Source organism: Photobacterium marinum (assembly GCF_000331515.1).
In the GTDB taxonomy this organism is placed as follows: domain Bacteria; phylum Pseudomonadota; class Gammaproteobacteria; order Enterobacterales; family Vibrionaceae; genus Photobacterium; species Photobacterium marinum.
The window spans coordinates 284,179-308,121 of record NZ_AMZO01000021.1; the positions used below are offsets into that span (position 1 = coordinate 284,179).

21 protein-coding genes, 1 tRNA gene and 1 riboswitch are annotated in these 23,943 nt (G+C 45.5%); of the genes, 8 read left to right on the forward strand and 14 right to left on the reverse strand.

Translation table 11 applies throughout. The annotated features are described in order from the left end of the window. Nucleotides 1-70 precede the first annotated feature (70 nt). From oppF to moaA, 11 genes are all read right to left on the reverse strand, one after another. Nucleotides 71-1,060, reverse strand: a complete 990-nt coding sequence (gene oppF / locus C942_RS15515; protein WP_007467302.1) for a murein tripeptide/oligopeptide ABC transporter ATP binding protein OppF — start codon at nucleotides 1,058-1,060, stop codon at nucleotides 71-73. After that, a complete protein-coding gene (gene oppD / locus C942_RS15520) occupies nucleotides 1,060-2,025 on the reverse strand; it encodes an ABC transporter ATP-binding protein (protein WP_007467305.1) in 966 nt (321 codons plus the stop codon). Before oppD ends, oppF begins: the two co-directional genes overlap by 1 nt. A 75-nt stretch (nucleotides 2,026-2,100) precedes the next feature. Then, nucleotides 2,101-3,012: an oligopeptide ABC transporter permease OppC gene (gene oppC, locus C942_RS15525; RefSeq protein ID WP_036800490.1), complete on the reverse strand. Its 912-nt coding sequence runs from the start codon at nucleotides 3,010-3,012 to the stop codon at nucleotides 2,101-2,103. 15 nt (nucleotides 3,013-3,027) lie between these two features. Beyond that, nucleotides 3,028-3,948 (reverse strand): oligopeptide ABC transporter permease OppB, encoded by a 921-nt coding sequence (gene oppB, locus C942_RS15530; protein WP_007467309.1) that lies wholly within the window; start codon nucleotides 3,946-3,948, stop codon nucleotides 3,028-3,030. Nucleotides 3,949-4,069: 121 nt separating this feature from the next. Next, entirely contained in the window at nucleotides 4,070-5,701 is a 1,632-nt protein-coding gene (locus C942_RS15535; RefSeq protein WP_007467310.1) for an ABC transporter substrate-binding protein, read from the reverse strand. Nucleotides 5,702-6,160: 459 nt separating this feature from the next. After that, the gene (locus C942_RS24935; protein WP_007467313.1) at nucleotides 6,161-6,337 is read right to left on the reverse strand and encodes a hypothetical protein; all 177 of its coding nucleotides are present in this window, start codon (nucleotides 6,335-6,337) and stop codon (nucleotides 6,161-6,163) included. 668 nt (nucleotides 6,338-7,005) lie between these two features. After that, the gene (locus C942_RS15540; protein ID WP_007467317.1) at nucleotides 7,006-7,542 is read right to left on the reverse strand and encodes a hypothetical protein; all 537 of its coding nucleotides are present in this window, start codon (nucleotides 7,540-7,542) and stop codon (nucleotides 7,006-7,008) included. Between the two features lie 431 nt (nucleotides 7,543-7,973). After that, a complete protein-coding gene (moaE, locus tag C942_RS15545; protein WP_036800412.1) occupies nucleotides 7,974-8,417 on the reverse strand; it encodes a molybdopterin synthase catalytic subunit MoaE in 444 nt (147 codons plus the stop codon). A 2-nt stretch (nucleotides 8,418-8,419) separates the two neighbouring features. Then, nucleotides 8,420-8,665, reverse strand: a complete 246-nt coding sequence (moaD, locus tag C942_RS15550) for a molybdopterin synthase sulfur carrier subunit (protein WP_007467320.1) — start codon at nucleotides 8,663-8,665, stop codon at nucleotides 8,420-8,422. Further along, the gene (moaC, locus tag C942_RS15555; RefSeq protein ID WP_007467322.1) at nucleotides 8,662-9,141 is read right to left on the reverse strand and encodes a cyclic pyranopterin monophosphate synthase MoaC; all 480 of its coding nucleotides are present in this window, start codon (nucleotides 9,139-9,141) and stop codon (nucleotides 8,662-8,664) included. The genes moaD and moaC overlap by 4 nt, the downstream gene beginning before the upstream one ends. 126 nt (nucleotides 9,142-9,267) lie before the next feature. Continuing rightward, a complete protein-coding gene (gene moaA / locus C942_RS15560; RefSeq protein WP_007467323.1) occupies nucleotides 9,268-10,257 on the reverse strand; it encodes a GTP 3',8-cyclase MoaA in 990 nt (329 codons plus the stop codon). Next, nucleotides 10,246-10,397: riboswitch (molybdenum cofactor riboswitch) on the reverse strand. It overlaps the preceding gene by 12 nt. A gap of 177 nt (nucleotides 10,398-10,574) precedes the next feature. Here moaA and C942_RS15565 point away from each other — a divergent pair. The 3 genes from C942_RS15565 to yvcK all read left to right on the forward strand — a co-directional run bounded on the left by C942_RS15565 (nucleotide 10,575) and on the right by yvcK (nucleotide 12,621). Continuing rightward, nucleotides 10,575-10,802: a hypothetical protein gene (locus C942_RS15565; protein ID WP_007467325.1), complete on the forward strand. Its 228-nt coding sequence runs from the start codon at nucleotides 10,575-10,577 to the stop codon at nucleotides 10,800-10,802. 168 nt (nucleotides 10,803-10,970) lie between these two features. Beyond that, a complete protein-coding gene (locus tag C942_RS15570) occupies nucleotides 10,971-11,546 on the forward strand; it encodes an LON peptidase substrate-binding domain-containing protein (RefSeq protein ID WP_036800415.1) in 576 nt (191 codons plus the stop codon). Nucleotides 11,547-11,721: 175 nt separating this feature from the next. After that, on the forward strand, nucleotides 11,722-12,621 hold the full coding sequence (gene yvcK / locus C942_RS15575; protein WP_007467329.1) for a uridine diphosphate-N-acetylglucosamine-binding protein YvcK: 900 nt from the start codon (nucleotides 11,722-11,724) through the stop codon (nucleotides 12,619-12,621). Here yvcK and C942_RS15580 read toward each other — a convergent pair. The 3 genes from C942_RS15580 to uvrB form a co-directional block, all read right to left on the reverse strand. Further along, on the reverse strand, nucleotides 12,583-12,942 hold the full coding sequence (locus C942_RS15580) for an Hpt domain-containing protein (RefSeq protein ID WP_007467331.1): 360 nt from the start codon (nucleotides 12,940-12,942) through the stop codon (nucleotides 12,583-12,585). The two genes, yvcK and C942_RS15580, sit on opposite strands and share 39 nt — an antisense overlap. Further along, nucleotides 12,943-14,397, reverse strand: coding sequence for a quorum-sensing sigma-54 dependent transcriptional regulator LuxO (gene luxO / locus C942_RS15585; RefSeq protein WP_007467333.1), 1,455 nt, complete (start codon nucleotides 14,395-14,397; stop codon nucleotides 12,943-12,945). A gap of 506 nt (nucleotides 14,398-14,903) precedes the next feature. Next, a complete protein-coding gene (uvrB, locus tag C942_RS15590; protein WP_007467334.1) occupies nucleotides 14,904-16,925 on the reverse strand; it encodes an excinuclease ABC subunit UvrB in 2,022 nt (673 codons plus the stop codon). A gap of 413 nt (nucleotides 16,926-17,338) precedes the next feature. Between uvrB and C942_RS15595 the strand changes: the two genes are divergently transcribed. The 5 genes from C942_RS15595 to rsxC all read left to right on the forward strand — a co-directional run. Continuing rightward, nucleotides 17,339-19,303 (forward strand): bifunctional metallophosphatase/5'-nucleotidase, encoded by a 1,965-nt coding sequence (locus C942_RS15595; RefSeq protein ID WP_007467336.1) that lies wholly within the window; start codon nucleotides 17,339-17,341, stop codon nucleotides 19,301-19,303. 767 nt (nucleotides 19,304-20,070) lie between these two features. Continuing rightward, nucleotides 20,071-20,146: transfer RNA gene (locus tag C942_RS15600), tRNA-Asn, on the forward strand. A gap of 405 nt (nucleotides 20,147-20,551) precedes the next feature. Next, nucleotides 20,552-21,133, forward strand: a complete 582-nt coding sequence (gene rsxA, locus C942_RS15605; RefSeq protein WP_007467342.1) for an electron transport complex subunit RsxA — start codon at nucleotides 20,552-20,554, stop codon at nucleotides 21,131-21,133. Between the two features lies 1 nt (nucleotide 21,134). Then, a complete protein-coding gene (rsxB, locus tag C942_RS15610; RefSeq protein WP_007467343.1) occupies nucleotides 21,135-21,716 on the forward strand; it encodes an electron transport complex subunit RsxB in 582 nt (193 codons plus the stop codon). A 2-nt stretch (nucleotides 21,717-21,718) separates the two neighbouring features. Beyond that, on the forward strand, nucleotides 21,719-23,943 hold a 2,225-nt coding region (gene rsxC / locus C942_RS15615), incomplete at its 3' end, for an electron transport complex subunit RsxC (protein WP_036800418.1).

Sequence of the window (23,943 nt, forward strand, 5' to 3'; positions counted from 1 at the left end):
CCAAACGGAATAACCAAGCAAAAAAAAGCGCGGCTTTTACACCGCGCTTTAAGCCTGTCACAGGCTTGAATTAATGTACATTCAGACAGGCAACAGAGTGAACGTCATTACCCAGAAGCTGTGGCTTTTTCTCTGCACAACCCGCAGATGCCTGAGAGCAACGAGTTCTGAATACACAGCCAGATGGCGGATTCATCGGAGATGGTAACTCGCCTTCCAACAACTCTATTTCTTTCTTGCGCTCAAGAGCCGGATCCGGAATCGGCACTGCTGACATCAATGCCTTGGTATATGGGTGCTTAGGCTCAGCAAACAGCGCATCACCTTCACCCAATTCAACCGCATTACCCAGGTACATAACCAAAACGCGATCTGATATGTGCTTAACAACCGACAAATCGTGTGCAATGAAGATAAGGCTCAGGCCCATTTCTTTCTGTAGCGATTTAAGCAGGTTAACTACCTGAGCCTGGATAGACACATCAAGTGCTGAAACAGGTTCATCACAAATCACCAGTTTCGGCTTCAGGATCAAAGCTCGGGCGATACCAATACGCTGACACTGACCACCGGAAAACTCGTGTGGGTAACGGTTAATCACGTTTGGCAACAAGCCCACTTTCGCCATCATTCCTTTAACCTGCTGCTTCACTTCATCTGCAGACATTTCCGGATAAAAGGACTTCAAAGGCTCGGCGATAATTTCACCTACCGTCATACGCGGGTTCAGCGATGCCAGCGGATCCTGGAAAATCATCTGGATTTCTTTACGTTTCTCGCGCATACCGGCATGGCTGAGCTTCGTCAAATCCTGACCAAGCCAAACCACATCACCATCTGTTGCTTCAACCAGGCCAATTACAGCACGGGCAAAGGTCGACTTACCACAACCGGACTCACCCACCACGCCCAGGGTTTCCCCCTCATAAAGACGAATATCAACACCATCAACCGCTTTCAGTTTCAGGGGTTTTGTCCACGGCCATGCTGACTTCTGAGCGATATCGAAGTGGACTTTCAAATCCTTAACGTCCAGCAATAATTTTTTCTGTGCTTCCATTACAACGCCCCCATATCAGAAAAACACGCACGTAAACGACCGTCAGCAAACCCCTGCAGCACAGGTGCTTCCTGCTTACATCGACTCGACACCCTATGGCAGCGCTCCTGATAAGGACAACCAACAGGCAGATGCAGCAAGTTAGGCGGGTTACCTGGGATAGTTGGCAGTTCTTCGCCTTCGGTATCCAGACGTGGAATAGCTTTCAACAGGCCTTCTGTATATGGGTGGGACGGCTTATAGAAAATCTCATCGATTTTACCGTACTCCATCGTACGACCGGCATACATCACCAGTACTTTGTCACAGCTACCGGCAACAACACCGAGATCGTGAGTGATCATAATGATCGAGGTATTAAAGTCGCTCTTTAGCTCGTTAAGCAACTCCATGATCTGAGCCTGTACAGTCACATCAAGGGCAGTTGTTGGCTCATCGGCAATCAGAAGTTTCGGACGACAAAGCAGTGCCATCGCAATCATCACGCGCTGACGCATACCGCCGGAAAATTCGTGGGGATACATTGAAATACGCTTGCGTGCTTCAGGGATTTTCACCGCCTCAAGCATACGGACGCTCTCTTCAAATGCTTCTGTCTTACCCATACCCTTGTGCAGCATCAGCACTTCCATTAGCTGATCACTCACCTTCATGTATGGATTGAGAGAAGTCATCGGATCCTGGAAAATCATCGCGATCTGCTCAGCACGAATCTTATTCAGTTCCTTTTCCGGCAGATTAAGGATTTCACGACCTTCAAACTTAGCGCTGCCACTAATCATGCCGTTTTTGGCCAGCAGCCCCATAATGGAGAATACAGTCTGGCTTTTACCAGAACCAGATTCACCAACAATACCTAAGGTTTCCCCGCGTTTCAGGGAAAAATTCAGATCGTTAACCGCGGTGACGATACCGTCTTGTGTTTTAAATTCTACGCGTAGATCTTTGACATCTAATAAGCTCATAATACTTCCTTATAACGTTTCGCCTTTAGCCCTCAGCGTATTGCTAACCACTGTGAGCTAAAGAACTACTTGTCCTTATCTGTCTTTTGGATCCAGTGCATCACGCAAACCGTCACCCACATAGTTAAAGCAGAACAGGGTTACGACCATAAATGCAGCAGGGAACAATAGCTGCCAGATTGCAACCTCCATAGTCTGAGAGCCTTCCTGAAGCAATGCGCCCCAGCTAGTCATAGGCTCCTGAACACCAAGGCCAAGGAAACTCAGGAATGATTCTGTCAGGATCATCGCCGGTACAAGTAGGGTTGAGTACACAGCAACAATACCAAGCACGTTCGGTACGATATGGCGGGTAATGATACGCCAGCGGCTTACGCCGGAAACATGGGCTGCTTCAATGAATTCCTTACTGCGCAGTGACAATGTCTGACCACGAACGATACGCGCCATATCCAACCATGAAATCGCACCGATCGCTACGAAGATCAACATGATGTTACGGCCAAAGAAAGTTACCAGAACAATAACGAAGAACATGAAAGGAATGGAGTAAAGGATCTCCAGAAGACGCATCATAATGCGGTCGGTTCGGCCACCGATAAAACCAGAAGTCGCACCATATAATGTACCGATTACTACGGCAACCAGCGCACCAAGAATACCCACCATCAGGGAAATACGACCACCAACAAGGGTACGGGTATACAGGTCACGACCAAGACTGTCGGTACCAAATAAGTGGCCTTCAGGACCAAAACTCGGTGCTGCGTGCAAAGCATACCAATCGGTATCATCAAACGCATAAGAGCTGAACATCGGGCCGAAGATAACCGCCAGTGTGATCAGGAACAGAATAGCCAGGCTGAACATCGCGGCTTTATTTCGCATAAAACGAATGCGCGCATCTTGCCACAGGCTGCGGCCTTCAATTTCCAGTTGTTCTGAAAATTTCTCTACGGCCTTCACACTATCTTTTTTTGTAAGCATCATTTGTCAGGCCTCCTAGTAACGAATCTTCGGATCAATGTACGCAAGCACAATATCAACGACTGCGTTGAAAATAATGGTCAGCGTACCGATAAGAATGGTGATACCAAGAACCAGTGAGTAATCACGGTTAAAGGCGGCGTTAACAAATAATTTACCGATCCCCGGCAGACCAAAGATGGTTTCAATAACAACCGAACCGGTGATGATACCGACGAAAGCCGGGCCCATGTATGAAACAACAGGTAGCAAAGCAGGCTTAAGCGCATGTTTGATGATGATGTAAGGGTAACTCAGGCCCTTCGCGCGAGCAGTACGGATAAAGTTACTGTTCAAGGTTTCAATCATGCTACCACGGGTGATACGGGCAAAGGTGGCCACGTAAAGCAGCGACATACCAAACATCGGCAACAGCATATATTTAACCGAGCCATCGTTCCAACCACCGGCAGGCAACCAGCCAAGATTGATTGAGAAGATATAAATCAGAACCGGAGCAAGTATAAATGAGGGCATCACCACCCCGGCCATGGCCGTCGACATAATGGTATAGTCCAGCCAACTATTTTGCTTCAAGGCCGCCAGAGTTCCGACTGTCACCCCCATAACCAAAGCAAAGATAAATGCAAAGAAACCGATCTTCGCCGATACAGGCAAAGCTTTTGAAACCAGTTCATTTACAGTGAAATCTTTATATTTGAATGACGGGCCAAAATCACCCTGGACAATATTGCCAAGGTAAGTTGTGTACTGCTCAAAAACAGGCTTATCAAGACCATACTTGGCTTCGATATTTGCCATAACTTCCGGCGGCAGCGGGCGCTCGCTGGAGAAAGGATTACCTGGTGCGAAACGCATCAGGAAAAAGGAAATTGTTATTAATACCAACAAAGTTGGTATTGCTTCAAAAATCCGTTTTGCGATGAATTTAATCATAAACTACACCGTTTATATTTCAGTCTGTGACAGTTAGGGTGTTGTCAGTATCAAAAAGATACAAACAACCAGCACTGCCCCCATCCCGGGAGCAGCGCTTAATTTATTTTTCAGCTGCTTCTTAGTCAGCCTTAATATACATATCTTTTGAATACAGTTTGTCTTCGGCGTTATTGGCAGGGAAACCACCAACCTTAGGGTTAACTAAGCGAGCCTTAACATACTGGTAGATAGGGGCAATTGGCATATCCTTGGCAAGCTGTTGCTCAGCCTTGCTATACAGCTTCTCACGCTCACTGTCAGAAGTTGAGCTAAGCGCTTTCGCCATAATGTCGTCGTATGCCTTGCTGGTGTACTTTGGATCGTTGGAGCTGTTATTACTCTGCATCAGAGACAGGAAGCTGGACGCCTCATTGTAGTCACCACACCAACCAGCTCGGGTTACGTCGAAGTTACCCTGGCGGCGGTTATCCAGGTACGTTTTCCACTCCTGGTTTTCCAGGTTCGCTGTAACACCAAGATTCTTCTTCCACATAGAAGCAATGGCTACTGCAATCTTCTTGTGGTTTTCAGAGGTGTTATACAGCAGTGTAAACTCCAGCGGATTGCCTCTGTTGAAACCGGCTTCGTCTAACAACTCTTTTGCTTTGGCATTACGCTCTTTCTGAGTCATCTTGCCGTAATCTGGCATCACAGGATTAAAGTTAGCTGTGATTTCAGGAGTCAGAAAATAACCCGACTTCTGGCCCTGGCCCAACAGAGCTTTCGTAATAATGTCTCGGTCAATCGCATATGACAGAGCTTTACGAACACGAACATCATTAAACGGCGCTTTCACATTGTTGAAGCCGTAATAATAAGAACAAAGGTTACCGACAATACTCACGTATTCCGGATGTTCCTTCTGCAAACGGCGGAAGTGTTCATTCGGTAGCTCGTTAGTGATATCAATCTCACCGGCCAGGAAGCGATTCATTTCTGCAACCTGGTTTTCAATCGGCAAGTAAGTTACCTGGTTGATAACTGTCTTGTCATTGTCCCAGTACATTGGGTTACGTTTCAGAACAATACGCTCATTCACAACCCATTTATCAAGAACATAAGCTCCGTTACCAACGAAGTGCTCTGGCTTAGTCCAGTCGTTACCATACTTTTCAACAATTTTGCGGTTAACCGGCTTAACTGTTGTATGACCCATCATCTTCACAAAGTATGGAACTGCAGACTCTAGCTCAATCTTCAGCGTATGATCATCAACAGCAGTTACACCAAGAGTCTCTTTGTCAGCCTTACCTGCAACGATTACTGCTGCATTCTTCATGGTAGTCATTTCCAGATACCATGAATACGGAGAAGCGGTAGCCGGATCAACAGCACGCTTAAAACTGTACACAAAGTCCGCAGCGGTCACGGGATCACCGTTCGACCATTTAGCGTCTTTACGAAGATGGAAAGTGAAGGTGCGGTTATCTGTTGTTTCCCAGCTTTCAGCAACACCAGGGATAGTGTTGCCTTTTTCGTCTTGGTTGACTAAGCCTTCAAGAAGATCACGAATGACGTTAGATTCTGGTACACCTTCAGTTTTGTGAGGATCCAGAGAGGCAACTTCGGTACCGTTACCGCGAACAAGTTCCTGCTTTGCAGCAAGCTTCACGCCAGCCGGTACATCAGCAGCAAGAGATGAAAATGAGGTTGCTGCAACGGCCATACCAGCGCTCATCAACAGCGCCTGAGTAATTTTGTTTTTATACATGCATTAACTCCAATACATAATTCGATACGTCCATGACGTTCTTCAGCCGGCGCATAAAGTGTCAGCAATCTCTGCATCATTAATCCTAAACAACACAAAGCAAACCGAAGAATTGGTCAAAACATTATCAGGCATTGAAGCAATTTACCACAAATCGATTACAAAAAATGACAATATGCTTAATATTACCCTTAATACCAAAACAAACAACCATATGTCCGATTTATGACAGCTCAATCTGTCATAAAAGCTACCACATGAAGCAACTTCCGCCAAAAAAGCCATGAAAACGAATAAAATAAACAAAAAATCGTGATTTTGAGCATTTTATTAGAACAAAAGTTTACCAATATGCAACACACCGCCAAAGAATAGACAACATGATTCATAATGGAAGATTTGGCACAAAAAAAGCGCCCACAACTGGGCGCTTCGAAGAAATCCTGTCATTAATGATAATTACTTATTTTCATCATCAATCTTAAATTCTGGCGAACTATTACCCATAGGTTGTTGTTTTTTCTCAACTAATTGATCATCACCATGAGGATTGATCACTTCATCAAATAAGCCATCATGATTGATTTCACCCATCATCTGCTTGATTCTTTTATTTGATACACGCTTGTGTTTCATGGAACCCTCCGCTGTTAACCTAGGTCATTTCAGCTTCATCATGCTTACAACAGAGACAAATCATTGAACAATCTGTCATTAAAGCAACTGATGAATAAATATCCTGAATTGAAACATCTACCCGAATTTTCAGGTCAGGTTTTAAATATGGCACATAAGCTAAAGAACCGCCTGTCGCTCACAATTTAATAACGAAAGCGAATAAAAAAAACGCTTATAGATTAACTTTTCACATAAACATTTGATGCCAGATTTCAAGTATCTATAACAAAGCAATAACGCTACTATTTGCAGTATCGAACAGTCGCCTGATTGAAGTAAAAAAAGGTTCAAACCATTTGGGGGGCTGAACGATATTCCGTTCCCGTTCCGTTGCATCTTGAGAGTTGAAAATGAGACCAGCAGGTTGTTTTCCCCCACCAAGTCCTTCCCGTGTTCGCCACGGTTACGTGCCTCCGGCACACAAAGCCAAAGGTGAACATAAAGGTACCAAGTAGTTTTTCGTACCTTTAATGCTTCTCATAGCCCCTCCGGCAGGGGCTATTTTTATATCTGAAGTACTTCAACACTATTTGCTTAATCAGCAATAAGAAAGGCAGCCAACTGGCTGCCTTTCTTTATGACTTTGATTCTGTAGCTCAATACTCTTTCTCTGGCACCAAAATGAATTAATGCAGTGGAATTTTCACCAGCCAGATATCATGTTGCTCTTTCAGGTAACCGCCCTGCTCAGCAAGATTCTTGAAATAACCAAGGCGATGATGTCCTTCCAGCAAGTTAAACGGTGCTTGTAATACCCTGCCATTAGTCGCGTGAAGATCGCGCTCATAGTGCAGAACGATAGGTGCTACTGGCCAGGTACCGTTTGTCTGCATGTTCTGCACCAACCAGCTACGCTGGAAGATCGTGTTATTCATGCGCCGTGCAAACAAATTAACAACATCATCATGCGGAGTTTTAATCTTGCTGATGATATCTTCTGTGCCCCAGCTCTGCTTAGTAAAAGTCATTGCCTGAAAATCCAGCCACCCCCAATTACTCAATACTCCTTTCCAGTGGCGATAAACCCACTCTTTCAATACTTCCTCGGGAAAATGCGGCAACATTTCCTGTGCCTTCGCACGCCACTGTTCCCAGGGCTCACAATTTCTACCACCAAAGCCGTCTGGTGCAATTTCGTAGAGTAACCGATCGCTTCTGATCATAATCCCACTCCTCTCACCGAATAACGCCAAACTCAATAACCATTCACTTGCAGCGGCTATTTATGCTTACAACTTAAACCTAACACAGAGACTAATGAAAAAACACCCGAATATTAGAGAAAGATTATTCACTGCTTTTTTAATGAACCAGTTGGGCAGAAAAAACACACCCAATAAATAAGGGCTAAAGATGTTAACAACTTGTTTTGAGAGTTTCGCAACAAATAAATATTCGAATAGACAAGAGAAGTCCGAATGCCAAGATATGCATTCAAAGCTAAAATCGAGGGTTCGAAGTCAAGAGGTGGGGATTATAAGCCTGAAAGAAAATAGTAAACCAAGAATAAAAACGGGTAGAGACTTCACATCTCTACCCGATTGATCGTTCATCGAGAGGTATCAGCACCAACCCGAATGATGTCAGTGTCAATTTACTTCCAACGATCAGCTGCAGTCGTATCTGTTTCTCGCGCATCAACCCAGCGTGATTCCTCAGGCGTCTGCTCTTTTTTCCAGAAAGGGGCTTGGGTTTTCAGGTAATCCATAATGAACTCACAAGCCTCAAATGCAGCACCGCGGTGTGCACTGGTAACACCGACGAATACAATCTGATCGCCAAGTTCTAAATCACCAACACGGTGAATAACACGGGTTTTCAGCAACGGCCAGCGCTCACGAGCTTGTTCAACAATCTCTGCCAGAGATTTTTCAGTCATCCCCGGATAATGTTCCAGTGACAAACCTGTCACGGAGTCACCCTGATTGAAGTCACGTACTTTGCCAATGAAAGTCACAACTGCACCGGCATCAGTGCCTTCAGCCAGCTTTGCGTATTCATCAGCAACAGAAAAATCTTCAAACTGAACTGAAATCATCATCAGCCTCCAGTTACCGGTGGGAAGAAGGCAACTTCGTCGCCATCTTTGATACTGCTATCCAGCGAAGAAATAGTCTGGTTAATTGCCACCAGCAATTTGCCCTGCTCCATAGCCAGTTGCCATTTATCGCCACGTTCACTCAGATGAGCACGAAGCGCTTCTGCAGTATCAAATTCAGCACTGACTTCAAGGCGGTCAACACCCACCAGCTCTTTTACCTGTGCAAAGAAAAGTACGTTAATCATGCTTCCACCTTAAAATGACCTGATTTACCGCCCGTTTTCTCAAGCAAACGAACAGGACCAATCACCATATCTTTCTGAACAGCCTTACACATATCATAAATGGTGAGTGCAGCAACAGATGCTGCAGTCAATGCTTCCATCTCTACGCCTGTTTTACCAGCCAGCTTACAGCAGGATTCAATGCGTACCTTACTTTCAGCTTCAATCGCTTCCAGCTGAACTTCCACCTTAGATAGCAGCAGTGGATGACATAGCGGGATAAGATCCCAGGTTTTTTTCGCCGCCTGAATACCAGCAATACGAGCCGTAGCAAAAACATCACCCTTGTGGTGCTGACCAGACAAGATCAGAGCCAAGGTTTCCGGTGCCATATGAACAAAGGCTTCTGCACGAGCTTCACGAACTGTTTCCGCCTTGGCAGAAACATCAACCATGTTCGCTTCACCTGAAGCATTGATATGTGTGAATTGATTCATTGTATTATTTCCTGAGGTGAGGCATGGAATTAAACAAACGCCGGCCTGCTTCCTCAACTCCCAAAACTTGAATTTGAATGTGAGTAACCGCATAGAGCGACTTAAAATGCTCTATGCGGTAATGTTCTATCCGCCGATTGAAGCGAGGTGAGGTGTCATACCCGTTTCACCGGCATCAAGGAAGTGGCTTACTGCCTTTTCCTGCAAACCGTTTTGGATACGATCAATAAGTGCAGAACGCTGCCCGTCTGATTCCAGCAAGTCACGCAGATCCACCCCATGCTCGCCGAACAAGCAAAGATGCAACTTACCTTTCGCCGAAACACGCAGGCGATTGCAACTTTGGCAGAAGTTCTTTTCATAAGGCATGATCAAGCCAATCTCACCCTGATAATCCGGGTGACAAAATACCTGTGCTGGGCCGTCGTTCTTGTGTCTCACTTTTAGCACCCAACCATTAGCGATCAGGTAATTGCGAATGCTTACACCGGAAACATGATGACGGTTAAATAGCTCGTCCATTTCACCGGTCTGCATCAACTCAATGAAACGCAACTGGATTGGTCGGGACTTAATCCAATTAAGAAACTTTGGCAGTTCCTGCGAGTTGAGGTCCTTGAGCAATACCGTATTGATTTTGACCTGCTCAAAACCGGCATCGAAAGCAGCATCAATACCAGACATCACCTGGTGGAACATATTCTCACCGGTGATTTGGTAAAACATCTTAGGATCAAGGCTATCGACACTGACATTGATATTGGTAAGGCCGGCATCACGCCATTCTTGGGCATGTTTAGCCATGCGATAACCGTTGGTAGTCATCGCGACCTTGTTAATACCAGGCTGGGACGCCACGGTGTGGATAATGTCTGTAAAATCACGGCGCAGACTCGGCTCACCACCGGTAATACGCACCTTGGTTGTACCGCACTCAGCAAAAGCCGCGGTTACGCGCTTAATTTCTTCCAGTGAAAGAAAAGAAGGTTTTTGCTTTTCCGCAGGCTTATAGCCATCCGGCAAGCAGTAGGTACACTTGAAGTTACAAACATCTGTAACTGAAAGTCGCAAGTAATAAAACTTGCGATGGAAACTATCTTCAAATTGGTTCGCCACGGGACACCTTTCCAAACACGGGAGGCCGATGCATTTCTTTACCGACCCTGGTGACAATAGTCACTGGCTTAACACACCTATTGTCATCCCGATGTTCTGGGCTGCAACTTAGTGAGCAAAGCTCGGAGCTATGGCTGCTATGTATAAGCATTTTTTAAGCGAATACATAACGGCTTACTGGTTATAAAATATCAGAGAAATTGGCTTATTGACAATTCTCTGAAAAAAAACGTGGCGCATTCTACCTTTTGGGATAATTCAGGACAATACTACTAATGAGAATATTGCAAAAAATTACCATTAAGTGTGGGGGTATTATGTCCAATATTATCGAATCTGCAACAATTGATGATATTGCGCTCTATTTGCAGCGTGAAGAAGGACTGGATGCCAGGTGCGCCCGCGAAGAGGCCAAAAAGGTTATTAGCGGCTTCAGGGACATGATGGATAAAGGACTCATCAAAGGATGGTACTTTGATGAACAGAGTCACCTTGAGTTGCTACCAAGCGATAGCGCATTAAAAATCATTGCAAATCAGAAATAATTGCAAAATAGATGTGCAAAATGCATTTCCGTTTGCATTATGCAAAAACCTGTTCAATAAACCATCAGCTTTACTGTATTTATCAAAATACAGAGGAGTAAGTAAAGTCGGCACCACATTTGCAATGTCTGTATTACCAGACACAATTAACGACAGTTGGAGCCGATTATGAAACAGTCTATACCGTTACTATTTCAACATCGCCATATATTGCCTGGTGGACGAATGCCACTCCGTGTTGCCCCCGGAAAACAGATGGAAGTGTTCAAAAATGCCCTGTCATCAACCGACGGTTTTGGTATTTGTATGTATGACGAAGCCGAGAAGGAAAGTCATGTTTTCCACATCGGTACCCGAGTTACGATTGAAGATTTCGATACATCAGCTCAGGATGGTTCACTGATTGTCACCGTTTATGGCCATGAGAACTTCCGCATTCACACTTTGCATGAGAACACAGAAGGGTTTCTTTTTGCAGAATATGAGAGTATTCCACTCTGGCCTGAAGTTGAAATCAAAATGGATCAGCAAGAGCTGGCAGACAAACTAAAACAAATGTTCAACAAACATCCGGAGCTGAACGAACTGAATCAACAAAAGCAGTTCAACAATCTGAGCTGGCTCTGTCAGCGCTGGCTGGAGATTTTGCCTGTTCCGGCTTGTGATAAGCAGGCACTCATCAACACGACGAGCTGCCAGAATACTTACGACTACCTAATGAGTATCATGCAAGAAACTCATTAATGTTTTAGAGCCAAACACTGTCGTTCACCTTTCGGCTTTCCCCGGAAGGTTTTTTCTTTCAACCTCATAATAAAGAAGACCCATATCAACTCTTTCTTTCCCTTGGTTTGTAATCAGCCAAATGATCTGGGTAAACTTAGCGCTATCTTTTAATTAAACAGCTTTCAAAACGGCTATGGCTTCTAACACTGAGCTTTGCAACGCAAACATCGTTGCCATTGGCGGCGGACACGGCCTTGGCCGAATTCTCTCAGCACTTTCCGAATACGGTTCTCTGGTAACAGGGATTGTCACCACCACAGATAACGGCGGGTCAACCGGACGGATCCGAGCCTGTCAGGGCGGCATTGCCTGGGGAGACACGCGAAACTGTATCAACCAGCTAATTACTGAGCCTTCTGTTGGTTCGATGATTTTTGAATATCGTTTTCGTGGTACTGGTGAACTTAACGGACATAACCTTGGCAATCTGATGCTGAAAGCACTGGATAACCTCTCTATCCGACCGCTAGATGCGATCAATCTGATCCGGGACATGCTCAAAGTGGAGACTCAAATTGTCCCGATGTCAGAACACCCAGCGGACTTGGCAGCGATGACACCTGAGGGCAACATTATTTGTGGTGAGACCAGCGTTGACGAACTGGCTGAGATCCCGCAACGCCTTTACGTTGAGCCAGCCGTGCCGGCGACAAAAGAAGCCGTGTCAGCCATTGAGAATGCAGATGTGATTCTGCTGGGTCCGGGCAGCTTTTTGACTAGCGTGATGCCTCCGCTGCTGCTCAAAGAAATGGGAACGGCTTTAAAAAACAGTAAAGCTAAAATTATCTTTGTAACAAACCTTGATAAAGAAAACGGGCCTGCTGGAATGATGTCGCTAGAAACAATGCTTCACTGGTGTGAAAGATCAATGGGAGGACGCCACCTTGATGGCATCCTCACCGATAAGCACCATGAGGATTTACCTGCCCGATATAACCAGATCATTGAAGATCTGGCATCAAGCAATCATGAATGGCGTCATGACAGGGAAAAGTTAAAGCATGCGGTTGATAAGCTCGTCGTTGCTCGCTAACTGCTTATACTGACTCGCCATCCCCTGCACCATCTGCCTGAATTCAGGCAGGTGGTCATTCATCCACTGATCCTGTCCCTGCTTCATGCGAGATTCGCACTCCTGGGCCATTTCCGCCAGTTCATCAGCACCGAAACTCGCTGCGCTGCTTTTGATGGCATGACTGATTTCCCGAACCTGACTGACTGAAGGTTGATCTGATAACTGGCGTAAGTATTGTTCCAACTCATCACTGAAAACATTTAGCAACAGAGTTACCGTTTCCTCACCAACTTCTTCAGCTAAGCGCTTAATCGTTTCTGCGTTAATACTCATTGCCATTTATTTAGTCTCCCTGTCACTACCTGCTGCTTCCTGCCAGGTTTGTAATTTTCTGTAGATCGTCGATGGGCTGACTTCCAATAAGCCCGCAGCACGCGGAATGTTACCGTCGCAAGCATCAATAGCCGCCTGGATTGCACGCTTTTCAACAACCCAAAGCGGTTCGATCTGAGATTTATCGATTTTCTGATTCTGAGAAAACCCGTTTTCAGAAGCCGGACTTTTTTGCGGTTCCGCAATTTTCTTATCGGATGATGCAATTTCAACGCCAATTCCATTAATTGGTGGTGGAACCATCTCCAGTGCAACTTCTTCTCCAGTATTAAGCACTACAATATTGCGGATTACGTTCTGTAATTCACGCACGTTACCCGGCCAATTGTGCCTCTGGAACAAATCGACCACCTCTGGCGAAAAGCGACTAAAGTTTTTACCTTCTTCAACAGACATCAATGCCAATAGCGCATGAGCTATCTCAATGACGTCTTCTCCCCGATCCCTTAACGGTGGCAACGAAATAGGAATAACGTGAAGGCGATAGTACAAATCTTCACGGAACCTGCCTTCCTGAACTTCAATCCACGGATTACGGTTAGTCGCACAAACAAAGCGGACATCAACCTTGCTGGTTTTTGATGAACCTACCTTCTGATATGTGCCTGTCTGAATGAAGCGAAGTAATTTACTTTGCAGATCCAAATCCATTTCGCAAAGTTCATCTAAAAACAGAGTACCGTTATTTGCTAGTTCGACGGCCCCCTGTCGTTCAGTAGAAGCTCCGGTAAAAGCCCCTTTAACATGACCAAACAACTCACTTTCAATCAATTCTTTCGGAATCGCCGCACAGTTCAGCGCAACAAACGATTTATTATGGCGGGGGCTAGCAGCATGAATTGCTTCTGCACAGACTTCTTTACCTGTTCCGCTTTCTCCCGTAATGAATACCGTAGCCTTACTGGACGCAGCAGATTCGATAACCCTGTAGACAGCCTGCATAGGCAGACTGTTTCCTATAAAGCCCTGATATTGTGGAGCCCCACCCTGCTTAGATTGCTGTCCTTCCTGAGCCGCCTTTTCTTCCTGCTTTAATGCATTATTCACCGTAATACGAAGGCGATCAGCCTCACAAGGCTTAATCAGAAAGTCTTGGGCCCCCTGACGCATAGCTTCAACAGCAACATCAATCGAACCGTGTGCCGTCATGATCACAACCGGAATATTACCGTGGTCACGACGCACAGCTTCCAGGACATCCATCCCCATCATATCCGGCAAACGAAGATCCAGCAGAATCAAATCAGGCGTAGTCTTTTTTACGAAATCAAGTGCATCTGCTCCTGTTCCGACAATGTTGACCATCAATCCAAGAGGGTTTAGGTAAGATTTGTACAATGCCGCCACAGAAGCGGTATCTTCAACCATTAATACTTGTCTTTGGTTTTGACTGCTTTCCATTGCCCCTCCGAAGCTCATGTCCCTAAACTAATTGTAAACAATAGGGAAAAAACTGTTATTAGAAAATTCAGTCTAATTTCTCCTATTATGATTTGCATATTGATTTGCAAAATGCAAATCACTTTCCAAAAAGAGAAAGTTCACATGGCAAATTAGTCATAGAATGCCGCAAAAAAGTGCAAATTCACTATTTTAAAAAGTTGGCACGGTGCCTGCATTATACATTTCGACTCTTTCCTGAGAGTCAACCTAGCCAACTGACGTTGTTTGTGGAATATTTTCACTTAAACAATGACGCCAACCGAACCTCTTATCGGTTGGCTTTTTTTTTGCCTGCGAAAAACAAGCCAAAGCCCACCGCCATTCAGGCTTAACCTAATGCTCAAACTAATAAAGACAGCAAAACCCGCAACATCTGAATGATTGCTGCAAGTTCTTACTGTCTTCATTGAATTTAAAAATGTACTGGTAGTTACTTCCGCTTATACGGAAGCCGTACTTCCATCCTAGCTATTGACGATAAACTGTTCACGCATCGAATGAATCTTATCGCGAATTTCTGCCGCCTTTTCGAACTCAAGATTCTGTGCAAAATCATACATGTCCGATTCCAGCTTCTGAATTTCCGATTCCAATTGCTGCGGTGACATCGTCGTGTAAGTCCCTTTCTGCTCTGCCACTTTATGAAGCTGAGCTGCTTTATTTACCTTACGATTTCCGGACTGTCCCAGTTCCATAATATCTGCCACGGCTTTATTCAACGCCTGTGGTACGATTCCGTGTTTCTCGTTATAGGCTTGCTGTTTTTCACGACGACGGTTAGTTTCATTGATCGCACGATCCATTGACCCGGTGATCCTGTCGGCATACAAAATCGCCTTACCTTCAAGGTTTCGAGCTGCACGACCAATGGTCTGGATCAGTGAGCGTTCTGAACGAAGGAAGCCTTCTTTATCAGCATCCAGAATCGCCACCAGCGACACTTCAGGCATATCAAGCCCCTCACGCAACAGGTTGATCCCAACCAGCACATCGAACTCACCAAGTCGCAAATCACGAATAATTTCAACACGTTCAACCGTATCAATATCCGAGTGTAAATAACGCACCTTCACACCGTGCTCACCCAAATATTCAGTCAGGTCTTCTGCCATTCGTTTGGTCAAAGTTGTCACCAGAACCCGCTCACCTTTTGCTTCGCGAATACGGATTTCTGACAATAAATCATCAACCTGAGTTGCTACAGGACGAACCTCTATTTCTGGATCCAGCAAACCTGTCGGACGCACCACCTGCTCAGCAATTTCACCCCCTGACTGTTCGACCTCGTATGTCCCCGGCGTTGCTGAAACATAGATCGTCTGCGGTGCAAGAGATTCAAATTCTTCAAATTTAAGCGGGCGGTTATCCAATGCTGATGGCAAACGGAAACCATAATCCACCAGATTTTCTTTCCTTGAACGATCCCCCCTGAACATTGCTCCAATCTGCGAAACCGTGACATGGGATTCATCAATGATAAGCAGGCCATCCGCCGGCAAATAATCAAACAAGGTTGGTGGCGGCTCACCCTCAGCTCGCCTACTGAGGTAGCGGGAATAGTTTTCGATGCCCGAACAGAAACCAAGCTCGTTCATCATCTCAATATCAAACTGGGTTCGCTGGGCAATACGCTGCTCTTCGACCAGCTTATTGTTATCCATCAACTGCTTCCTGCGAACCACCAGCTCATCCTTAATGAGATCGATGGCTTCAAGGATACGTTCGCGAGGCGTTACATAGTGAGTCTTGGGGTAAATCGTACAGCGGGGAAGATCACGCTGGTGAATAGCCCCAGTCAGAGGATCGAAAGTACTGATGCTATCCACTTCATCATCAAACAACTCAATTCGAACCGCATCTTTTTCCGATTCTGCCGGGAAGATGTCAATCACCTCTCCGCGAACACGGAACGTACCTCGCTCAAAGGCGACGTCATTACGGGTATATTGCAATTCAGCAAGGCGGCGCAGGATATCTCGCTGATCCAGGATGTCACCACGACGAACATGAAGCATCATCTTCAAGTAAGAATCCGGATCACCCAGACCATAAATGGCAGAAACCGAAGCAATAATAATGACGTCACGTCGCTCCATCAGTGCTTTGGTTGCCGACAAACGCATCTGCTCAATATGTGCATTCACCGACGCATCCTTTTCAATGAAAGTATCCGTGGTCGGGACATACGCTTCAGGCTGGTAATAGTCATAATAAGAAACAAAATACTCCACGGCATTGTCAGGAAAAAATTCCTTCATTTCACCATAAAGCTGCGCAGCCAGAGTTTTGTTTGGTGCCAGAATCAAAGTCGGGCGGTTAGCCTCGGCAATAACATTTGCCACTGTAAAAGTTTTACCAGACCCAGTAACCCCAAGCAGCGTCTGGTGGGCCAGCCCCGCATCCAATCCCTCAAGCAGCTGATTAATAGCACCGGGTTGATCACCTGAAGGGGCAAACTTAGAAGATATATTGAAGGATTTGCTCATGCAGAAATACCGTTATATAAGACGCAAGACCTAATAGAGCATTTTGCGATTATGAGCTTGGTTGTCAACAGAGCAACACGCAATGAAGAATTGTTAGTATGTAAACATTTTGACTTAACCGCCTTATCTTCACGCTTTTTTGACTCAATACAGCAAAACATTGCAACCTAACACCTAAAAAGCTCACAAAAACAGACATCAATGTCTGCTTTATCTTGCTTATTTACTATCCATGTTGGTTTGTTGACCCCTTCTTTCTTATTGAACTAATTTCAGCTCAACCAAGTGATCATTCGCACAATCAATAGTTTATAATATTGAGTAATTACTCAGCTCCGTTATTTTTTGTTCGCCTTGAATAACAACAAACCAAAACAGCGAAATGCTGATTATAAAATAGCGAAGTAATTTCAATGAATAGAACAAAAATAACGAAAAGCATCCTTACTCTTGCCGTAATTGCTGCACTGACAGGTTGTAACCATAACGACACCACAACTACTCCAATGGATAAGGTCGGAGACAAAACGTTTAAGATGAGTGTTGCTCATATCAACGACACTCACTCCAACTTTGACGCTCATAGCCTGGATTTCGTTAACAGCGACCTCAGCACCCCAGACACATCCTTTAAAGTTCGCACTGACGTTGGTGGCTATCCTCGACTGGCCGCCAAACTACATGCAGCCCGTGAGGCAGCCGATGCGAGCGGCACTCCCTTCCTTGCTCTGCACGGTGGTGACGCATTTCAGGGGTCACTCTACTTCAGTTTGTTAAAAGGTGCTGGTAACGCAACCCTACTGAGCGAAATGGGCCTTGACGCAATGGCTATTGGTAACCATGAATTTGATCTGGGCAACGATCCACTGATCTCATTTATCGAAAACGTCAACTTCCCTCTACTGGCTGCAAACCTGGATACCAGTGCTGATGCAGACATGAAGAATTTAGACAACCTGAAGTCATATACCATCAAAGAGTTCAATGGTGAAAAAGTTGGTATCTTTGGTCTGGTACTGGAAGATCTGGGTCAGATTTCCTCTCCGGGGAAAAATCTGAAATTCAACAAAGAAGTAGATACAGCACAAAAGATTGTTGATGAACTAAAAGCCAAAGGTATCAACAAAATCGTGATGGTCAGTCATATCGGTGTGGATCGCGATGTCAGAATAGCCAAAGAAGTTAACGGCGTTGACCTTATTGTCGGCGGCCACTCTCACACCCGTCTTGGCGACTTCACTAATCTGGGCTTGGGTAAAGGTCATACAGAAGTCAGCTATGCTGAAATTTTTACGAACAAAGATGGTAAAGGCAAAACCTGTGTCGTTCAGGCTGGTGAATATGCCGAAGCCGTGGGCCAGATCGATGTCAGTTTATCAGAACAGGGTGAACTGCTGAGCTGTAAAGGTAACAACACCCTGCTAATTGGTAAAAATTTCAAGTTCAAATACGCAGATGTTGATGGCGACGGGAAAAAGGATCGGACAGCACTAACTGATGAGCATCAGGCTGCAACAGAATCTTTTGTGGCCAAGCAAGACAATATTGCCATCACTGAGGAAAACCAGTCTCTGCGCCGTATCATTGATCTTAACTATAAACCGCAAGTTGAAGCCTTCAGCAGCAAGGTTATTGGTCATATTGATGATGCCGGTGACTCAGATAACAAATTTGACCACGTTCGTATCCCAGGTAAAAAGCGCAGCGGTGCCTCTCTAGCTACTACCGGTTCTGAAGCCGGAGCGCATGTTGCTGCCTCTATGGCATGGATACTTGAGCAGCAGGGATATAATGTTGATATGGCGATCACCAATACTGGTGGTGTTCGTGCTGATATTGTTCCTAAAGAAGGCACTGATGAACTAACTGCTGGTTACATTCTTGGAACCCTGCTACCGTTCGGCAACGAGGTAGCACTGGTGAAACTAACGGGCACCGAAGTACGTGAATTACTGGAAACTACTATCAACTATGCCACTTCACCAGATGCGACTTCTGATGGAGGTTTCCCGACAACAGCTAACCTGAAGTACACGTATAGAGGTACAGAATCTGAAGGTAGCCGTATCGATGAACTCCAAGTCTGTAAGGGTGGAGTTGATGCAAACGCATGTATTGATATCATAGATAGTGCAACATATAACATTGCAACTACTTCATTCCTGTTAGGCGGTAAAGATGGTTACAGCCTGTTCCTTGGCAAAGATGCCACAAACTCAGGCTTCAAAGATAATCAAGCCATGATCGACTACGTTTCAGACCTTACTAAAAAAGGTCTAAAACTCACTGAACTTAAAACCGGCCTGACCTATATCCCAGCAGATCCAAGCAAGGTGGATAATCCACTGGTGAAACCTACTGACAATGCAAATCAGTAAGTTAATCCTTAGCGATTAATCACAATAGTAGTAAATAGCTCATGCTCACTACAGAAGCCCGGACATACCATGCCGGGCTTTTTCATCGAAGACATTCAATTTAGTTATAAATGGACAAAAAATGACAACTAAGGATTGATCTATATCTCACATCGGCGTATTATCTCCGCCCACGCACAAAATCGCATCAATTCAGGCAGCCTTAAGGCACGTCAATCCCATCGAATTTAATTCCTCTTGCTTAGCAAAATCGAGATAAATCATCCACAGTTTTTCCCGAAGTTAATTCCCTACAATTCACAGCTAACTCGTAAGCCACATTCTTTTAAAGCAATTATTCTAATTAGTTCATATTTTTTCACCATCTAAGTGCCATTACGCTTAAGAACAGGTATTTATGCACCTGAAATAAAATGCGCAAAGATCACCCAGCTAGCCACATGTTTAACCAGAACATGTTTTTCCAAACATCCATCAACATAGTTATCCACAGTTTCCGTGGATAACTGCGCTAATCCCATACCACATCTGGGATGGTGAAAATCAAGCTTTTTTTCGCTCCATTTTTGGAATTAAGTTTTGCTATATTTACTAACGTTTTCTTCGCTGAATCCGAATGCAGGTCACATTAAAAATAGAGCTTGATACATAATTTCCTCTAAAGCTTAATTTACAAACAAGTTTCTGATTTTCACGAATGGGAGATGGTTCAAATCCTGTCCATTGACTCAGTCATACTGACTGAGTACTATCAGTACACAGTCTATTCCCCCTTAGTTCAGTTGGTAGAACGGCGGACTGTTAATCCGTATGTCGCAGGTTCGAGTCCCGCAGGGGGAGCCAAATTTACAAAAAACCTCGGTCAATATAGCCGAGGTTTTTTTATTCTGCGACATCATGATCGCTTCGCAATCAATGTCATTGACGGATGGCCGCCCCACTCAAGTCCAGCAGGAGGAGCCAAATTTACAAAAACCTCGGTCAAAATGGCCGGGTTTTCTTTATTCTGCGACATCATGATTGCTTCGCAATCAATGTCACTGACGGATGGCCACCCTCCCCTTTCTTATAACATTTGATCATCAAACGTACTCTTTCGGTTAATAAATTAGACAAGCTGTTGAAAACAGTTTGCTGTAACTGACCAAAAGCACATCAATCTTGAAAAACCCTGCTTATGGGGAGTTGTTATAGGTCGGACAAAGGAAGATAATATGCAGATCTCTAGCAAAATATAATTAAGACGGTATGACTGAATACCTACTACTACTCGTAGGTACAGTGTTGGTAAACAACTTTGTACTGGTAAAATTTTTAGGCCTTTGCCCGTTTATGGGGGTGTCTAAAAAACTGGAAACAGCAATTGGTATGGGTTTGGCAACCACGTTTGTTCTTACCCTGGCGTCGGTGTGTGCTTACCTTGTCGAAGCCTATATTCTTGAGCCACTCGGCATTCAATATCTTCGAACCCTCAGCTTCATCCTGGTGATAGCTGTTGTTGTTCAGTTCACTGAAATGGTTGTCCATAAAACCAGCCCGACGCTTTATCGTCTGCTGGGTATTTTCCTGCCATTGATCACTACAAACTGTGCAGTTCTGGGTGTTGCCCTACTCAACATCAACGAACGTCATAACTTTATCGAGTCTGTGATCTACGGCTTTGGCGCTGCTGTTGGTTTTTCATTGGTTTTGGTTCTGTTTGCTTCAATGCGCGAACGTATTGCAGCGGCAGATGTACCAAGCCCATTCAAAGGCGCATCGATTGCAATGATTACAGCCGGCCTGATGTCTCTTGCCTTTATGGGCTTTACTGGATTGGTGAAACTATAAGATGAGCGGAATCCTAATAGCAGTAGCTGCCATCGCAGTTCTTGCCGCGATTTTTGGTCTCCTTTTAGGCTTTGCCTCTATCCGGTTCAAAGTCGAAGCTGACCCCATCGTTGAGCAAATTGATGCCATCCTGCCGCAAACCCAATGTGGTCAGTGTGGATATCCTGGTTGCCGCCCTTACGCAGAAGCTATCGCGAATGGTGATGACATTAATAAATGTCCTCCTGGCGGTCAGGCAACCATCGAAAAATTAGCTGCTCTTATGGGAGTTGAAGTCGAAGACTCAGCCCATGATGAAAGCAAAGGCATCAAAAAGGTTGCCTTTATTAATGAAGACATGTGTATCGGCTGTACCAAGTGTATTCAGGCGTGCCCTGTTGACGCCATTGTCGGTGGTACTAAGGCAGTTCATACCGTTATCAAAGACGAATGTACCGGCTGTGATCTTTGTGTTTCACCTTGTCCGACCGACTGTATCGATATGGTTCCGGTAGAAATGACACCGGAAACCTGGAAGTGGGAGCTAAACAAAATCCCTGTCGTGAATATTCCAACTGATGCCAGCGCCAACAAGGTAGAGTAACCATGCTGTCAATAATCGAACAAATTAAACAGGGTCAGCTATGGGACTTCCCGGGTGGAATTCATCCGCCAGAGCAGAAAACCCTTTCAAACAAAACAAAAATTGAAGACGCTCAGCTGCCAAAAAAGCTTGTGCTACCGCTGAAACAGCACATCGGTGCTGTCGGTGATATCCTTGTTTCTGCCGGAGACAAAGTCCGCAAAGGGCAAGTGCTGACTCACGCTGATGTCGCAATGAGCGTTCCGGTCCATGCCCCGACTTCTGGTACAATTAAAGCCATCGAGCCTCGTACCATTGCGCACCCGTCTGGCCTGGCGGACATGTGCATCATCATCGAACCGGATGGCCATGATCACTGGAGTGAAAAGACACCGGTAGCCGATTACCATCAAGCAGAACCGTCTGATCTTATCGATCACATTCGCCTGCACGGTATTTCAGGTATGGGTGGTGCGGGTTTCCCTGCCGGTCGAAAACTACAAAGCGGTCTGGGCAAAACTGATGTCCTGATTATTAACGCTGCAGAATGTGAGCCATACATTACTGCCGATGACCGCCTGATGCAGGATTATGCTGAAGAAGTAGTTGAAGGCATTCGTGTCCTGAAACATATCCTTAAGCCAAACCTGAGCATCATTGGTATTGAAGATAACAAACCGGAAGCGATTGAAGCGCTCAAGCAATGCATTTCCGAAAATGACGGCATTATCATTCGTGCTATCCCAACCAAATACCCGTCTGGTGGTGAAAAACAGCTAATCAAAGTACTGACAGGCCTGGAAGTACCGGCAAACGGCATTCCGGCGGATATTGGTATAATGATGCACAACGTCGGTACGACCTTCGCCATTAAACGCGCGGTTGTTGACGGCGAGCCACTGATTCAGCGTGTAGTAACAGTTACGGGTAAAACATTTAAAAATCCGGGTAACACCTGGACGCTGTTAGGCACACCAGTTGACTTCCTGCTTGAACGATTCGGTTACAAAGCTGATAAAAAGCTGCCGCGCGTAATCATGGGCGGCCCGATGATGGGCTTTACCCTGCCGCATTGCGATGTACCGATCACCAAGATTTCAAACTGTATTCTTGCACCGACGCGCAAGGAGATTTCTCCGTCTAACCATGAGATGTCCTGTATTCGCTGTTCATCCTGTGCTGATGCCTGCCCTGTTTCTCTGCTACCACAGCAGCTTCAGTGGTATGCCAAAGATAAGGATTACGATAAGTGCGAAGAATACAATCTGTTTGACTGTATTGAATGCGGTTCCTGTGCCTATGTCTGCCCAAGTGAAATCCCGTTGGTTCAGTACTACCGCCAGGCTAAAGCTGAAATCCGCACCCGCAAACAGGATGAGCAAAAAGCAGAACGAGCTAAGCTGCGCTTTGAAGCGAAGAAAGCCCGTCTGGAACGTGATAAAGCTGAACGCGACAACCGCTTTAAGAAAGCAGCAGAAGATCGCCGTAAAGAAATGGCCGCAACCGGTGGCGATGATGCCGTTGCCGCAGCGATTGCCCGCGTTAAGGCCAAGCAAGCCGCGGCAAGTGCCGGTGCCGATAAGAAACCTGCAGTAGCCGCCGCAATTGCCCGTGCCAAAGCAAAACAGGCTGAAGCCATCGCAGGCGCTAACGGTGAAGCTCTACCGGATAACAGCGAAATGGCGAAACTACGTGAAGAACGTAAACGCCAGGCTCGTGAGCGTAAAGCCGCCAAACAGGCAGCAGAAAGCGTCGCAGTACCTCAATCTACCGGGGACGAGAAAAAAGATGCAGTTGCCGCAGCGATCGCTCGAGCTAAAGCTCGTAAGGCTGAAAAAGAGACAGATACAGCTACTTCAAAAGTAACTGAATCAGCTGAAGCCAAAGCGGAAGATCCGAAGAAGGCAGCTGTTGCTGCTGCCATTGCTCGCGCCAAAGCACGCAAGGCTGAAAAAGAGACAGATACTGCCACTTCAAAAGTAACTGAGTCAGCTGAAGCTAAAGCGGAAGATCCGAAGAAAGCCGCTGTTGCTGCTGCAATTGCTCGCGCCAAAGCACGCAAGGCTGAAAAAGAGACAGATACAGCTACTTCAAAAGTAACTGAATCAGCTGAAGCCAAAGCGGAAGATCCGAAGAAGGCTGCTGTCGCTGCTGCCATTGCTCGCGCCAAAGCACGCAAGGCCGAAAAAGAAGCAGATACTGCGACTGCAGAAGCCACTGAATCGACTGAAGCCAAAGCGGAAGATCC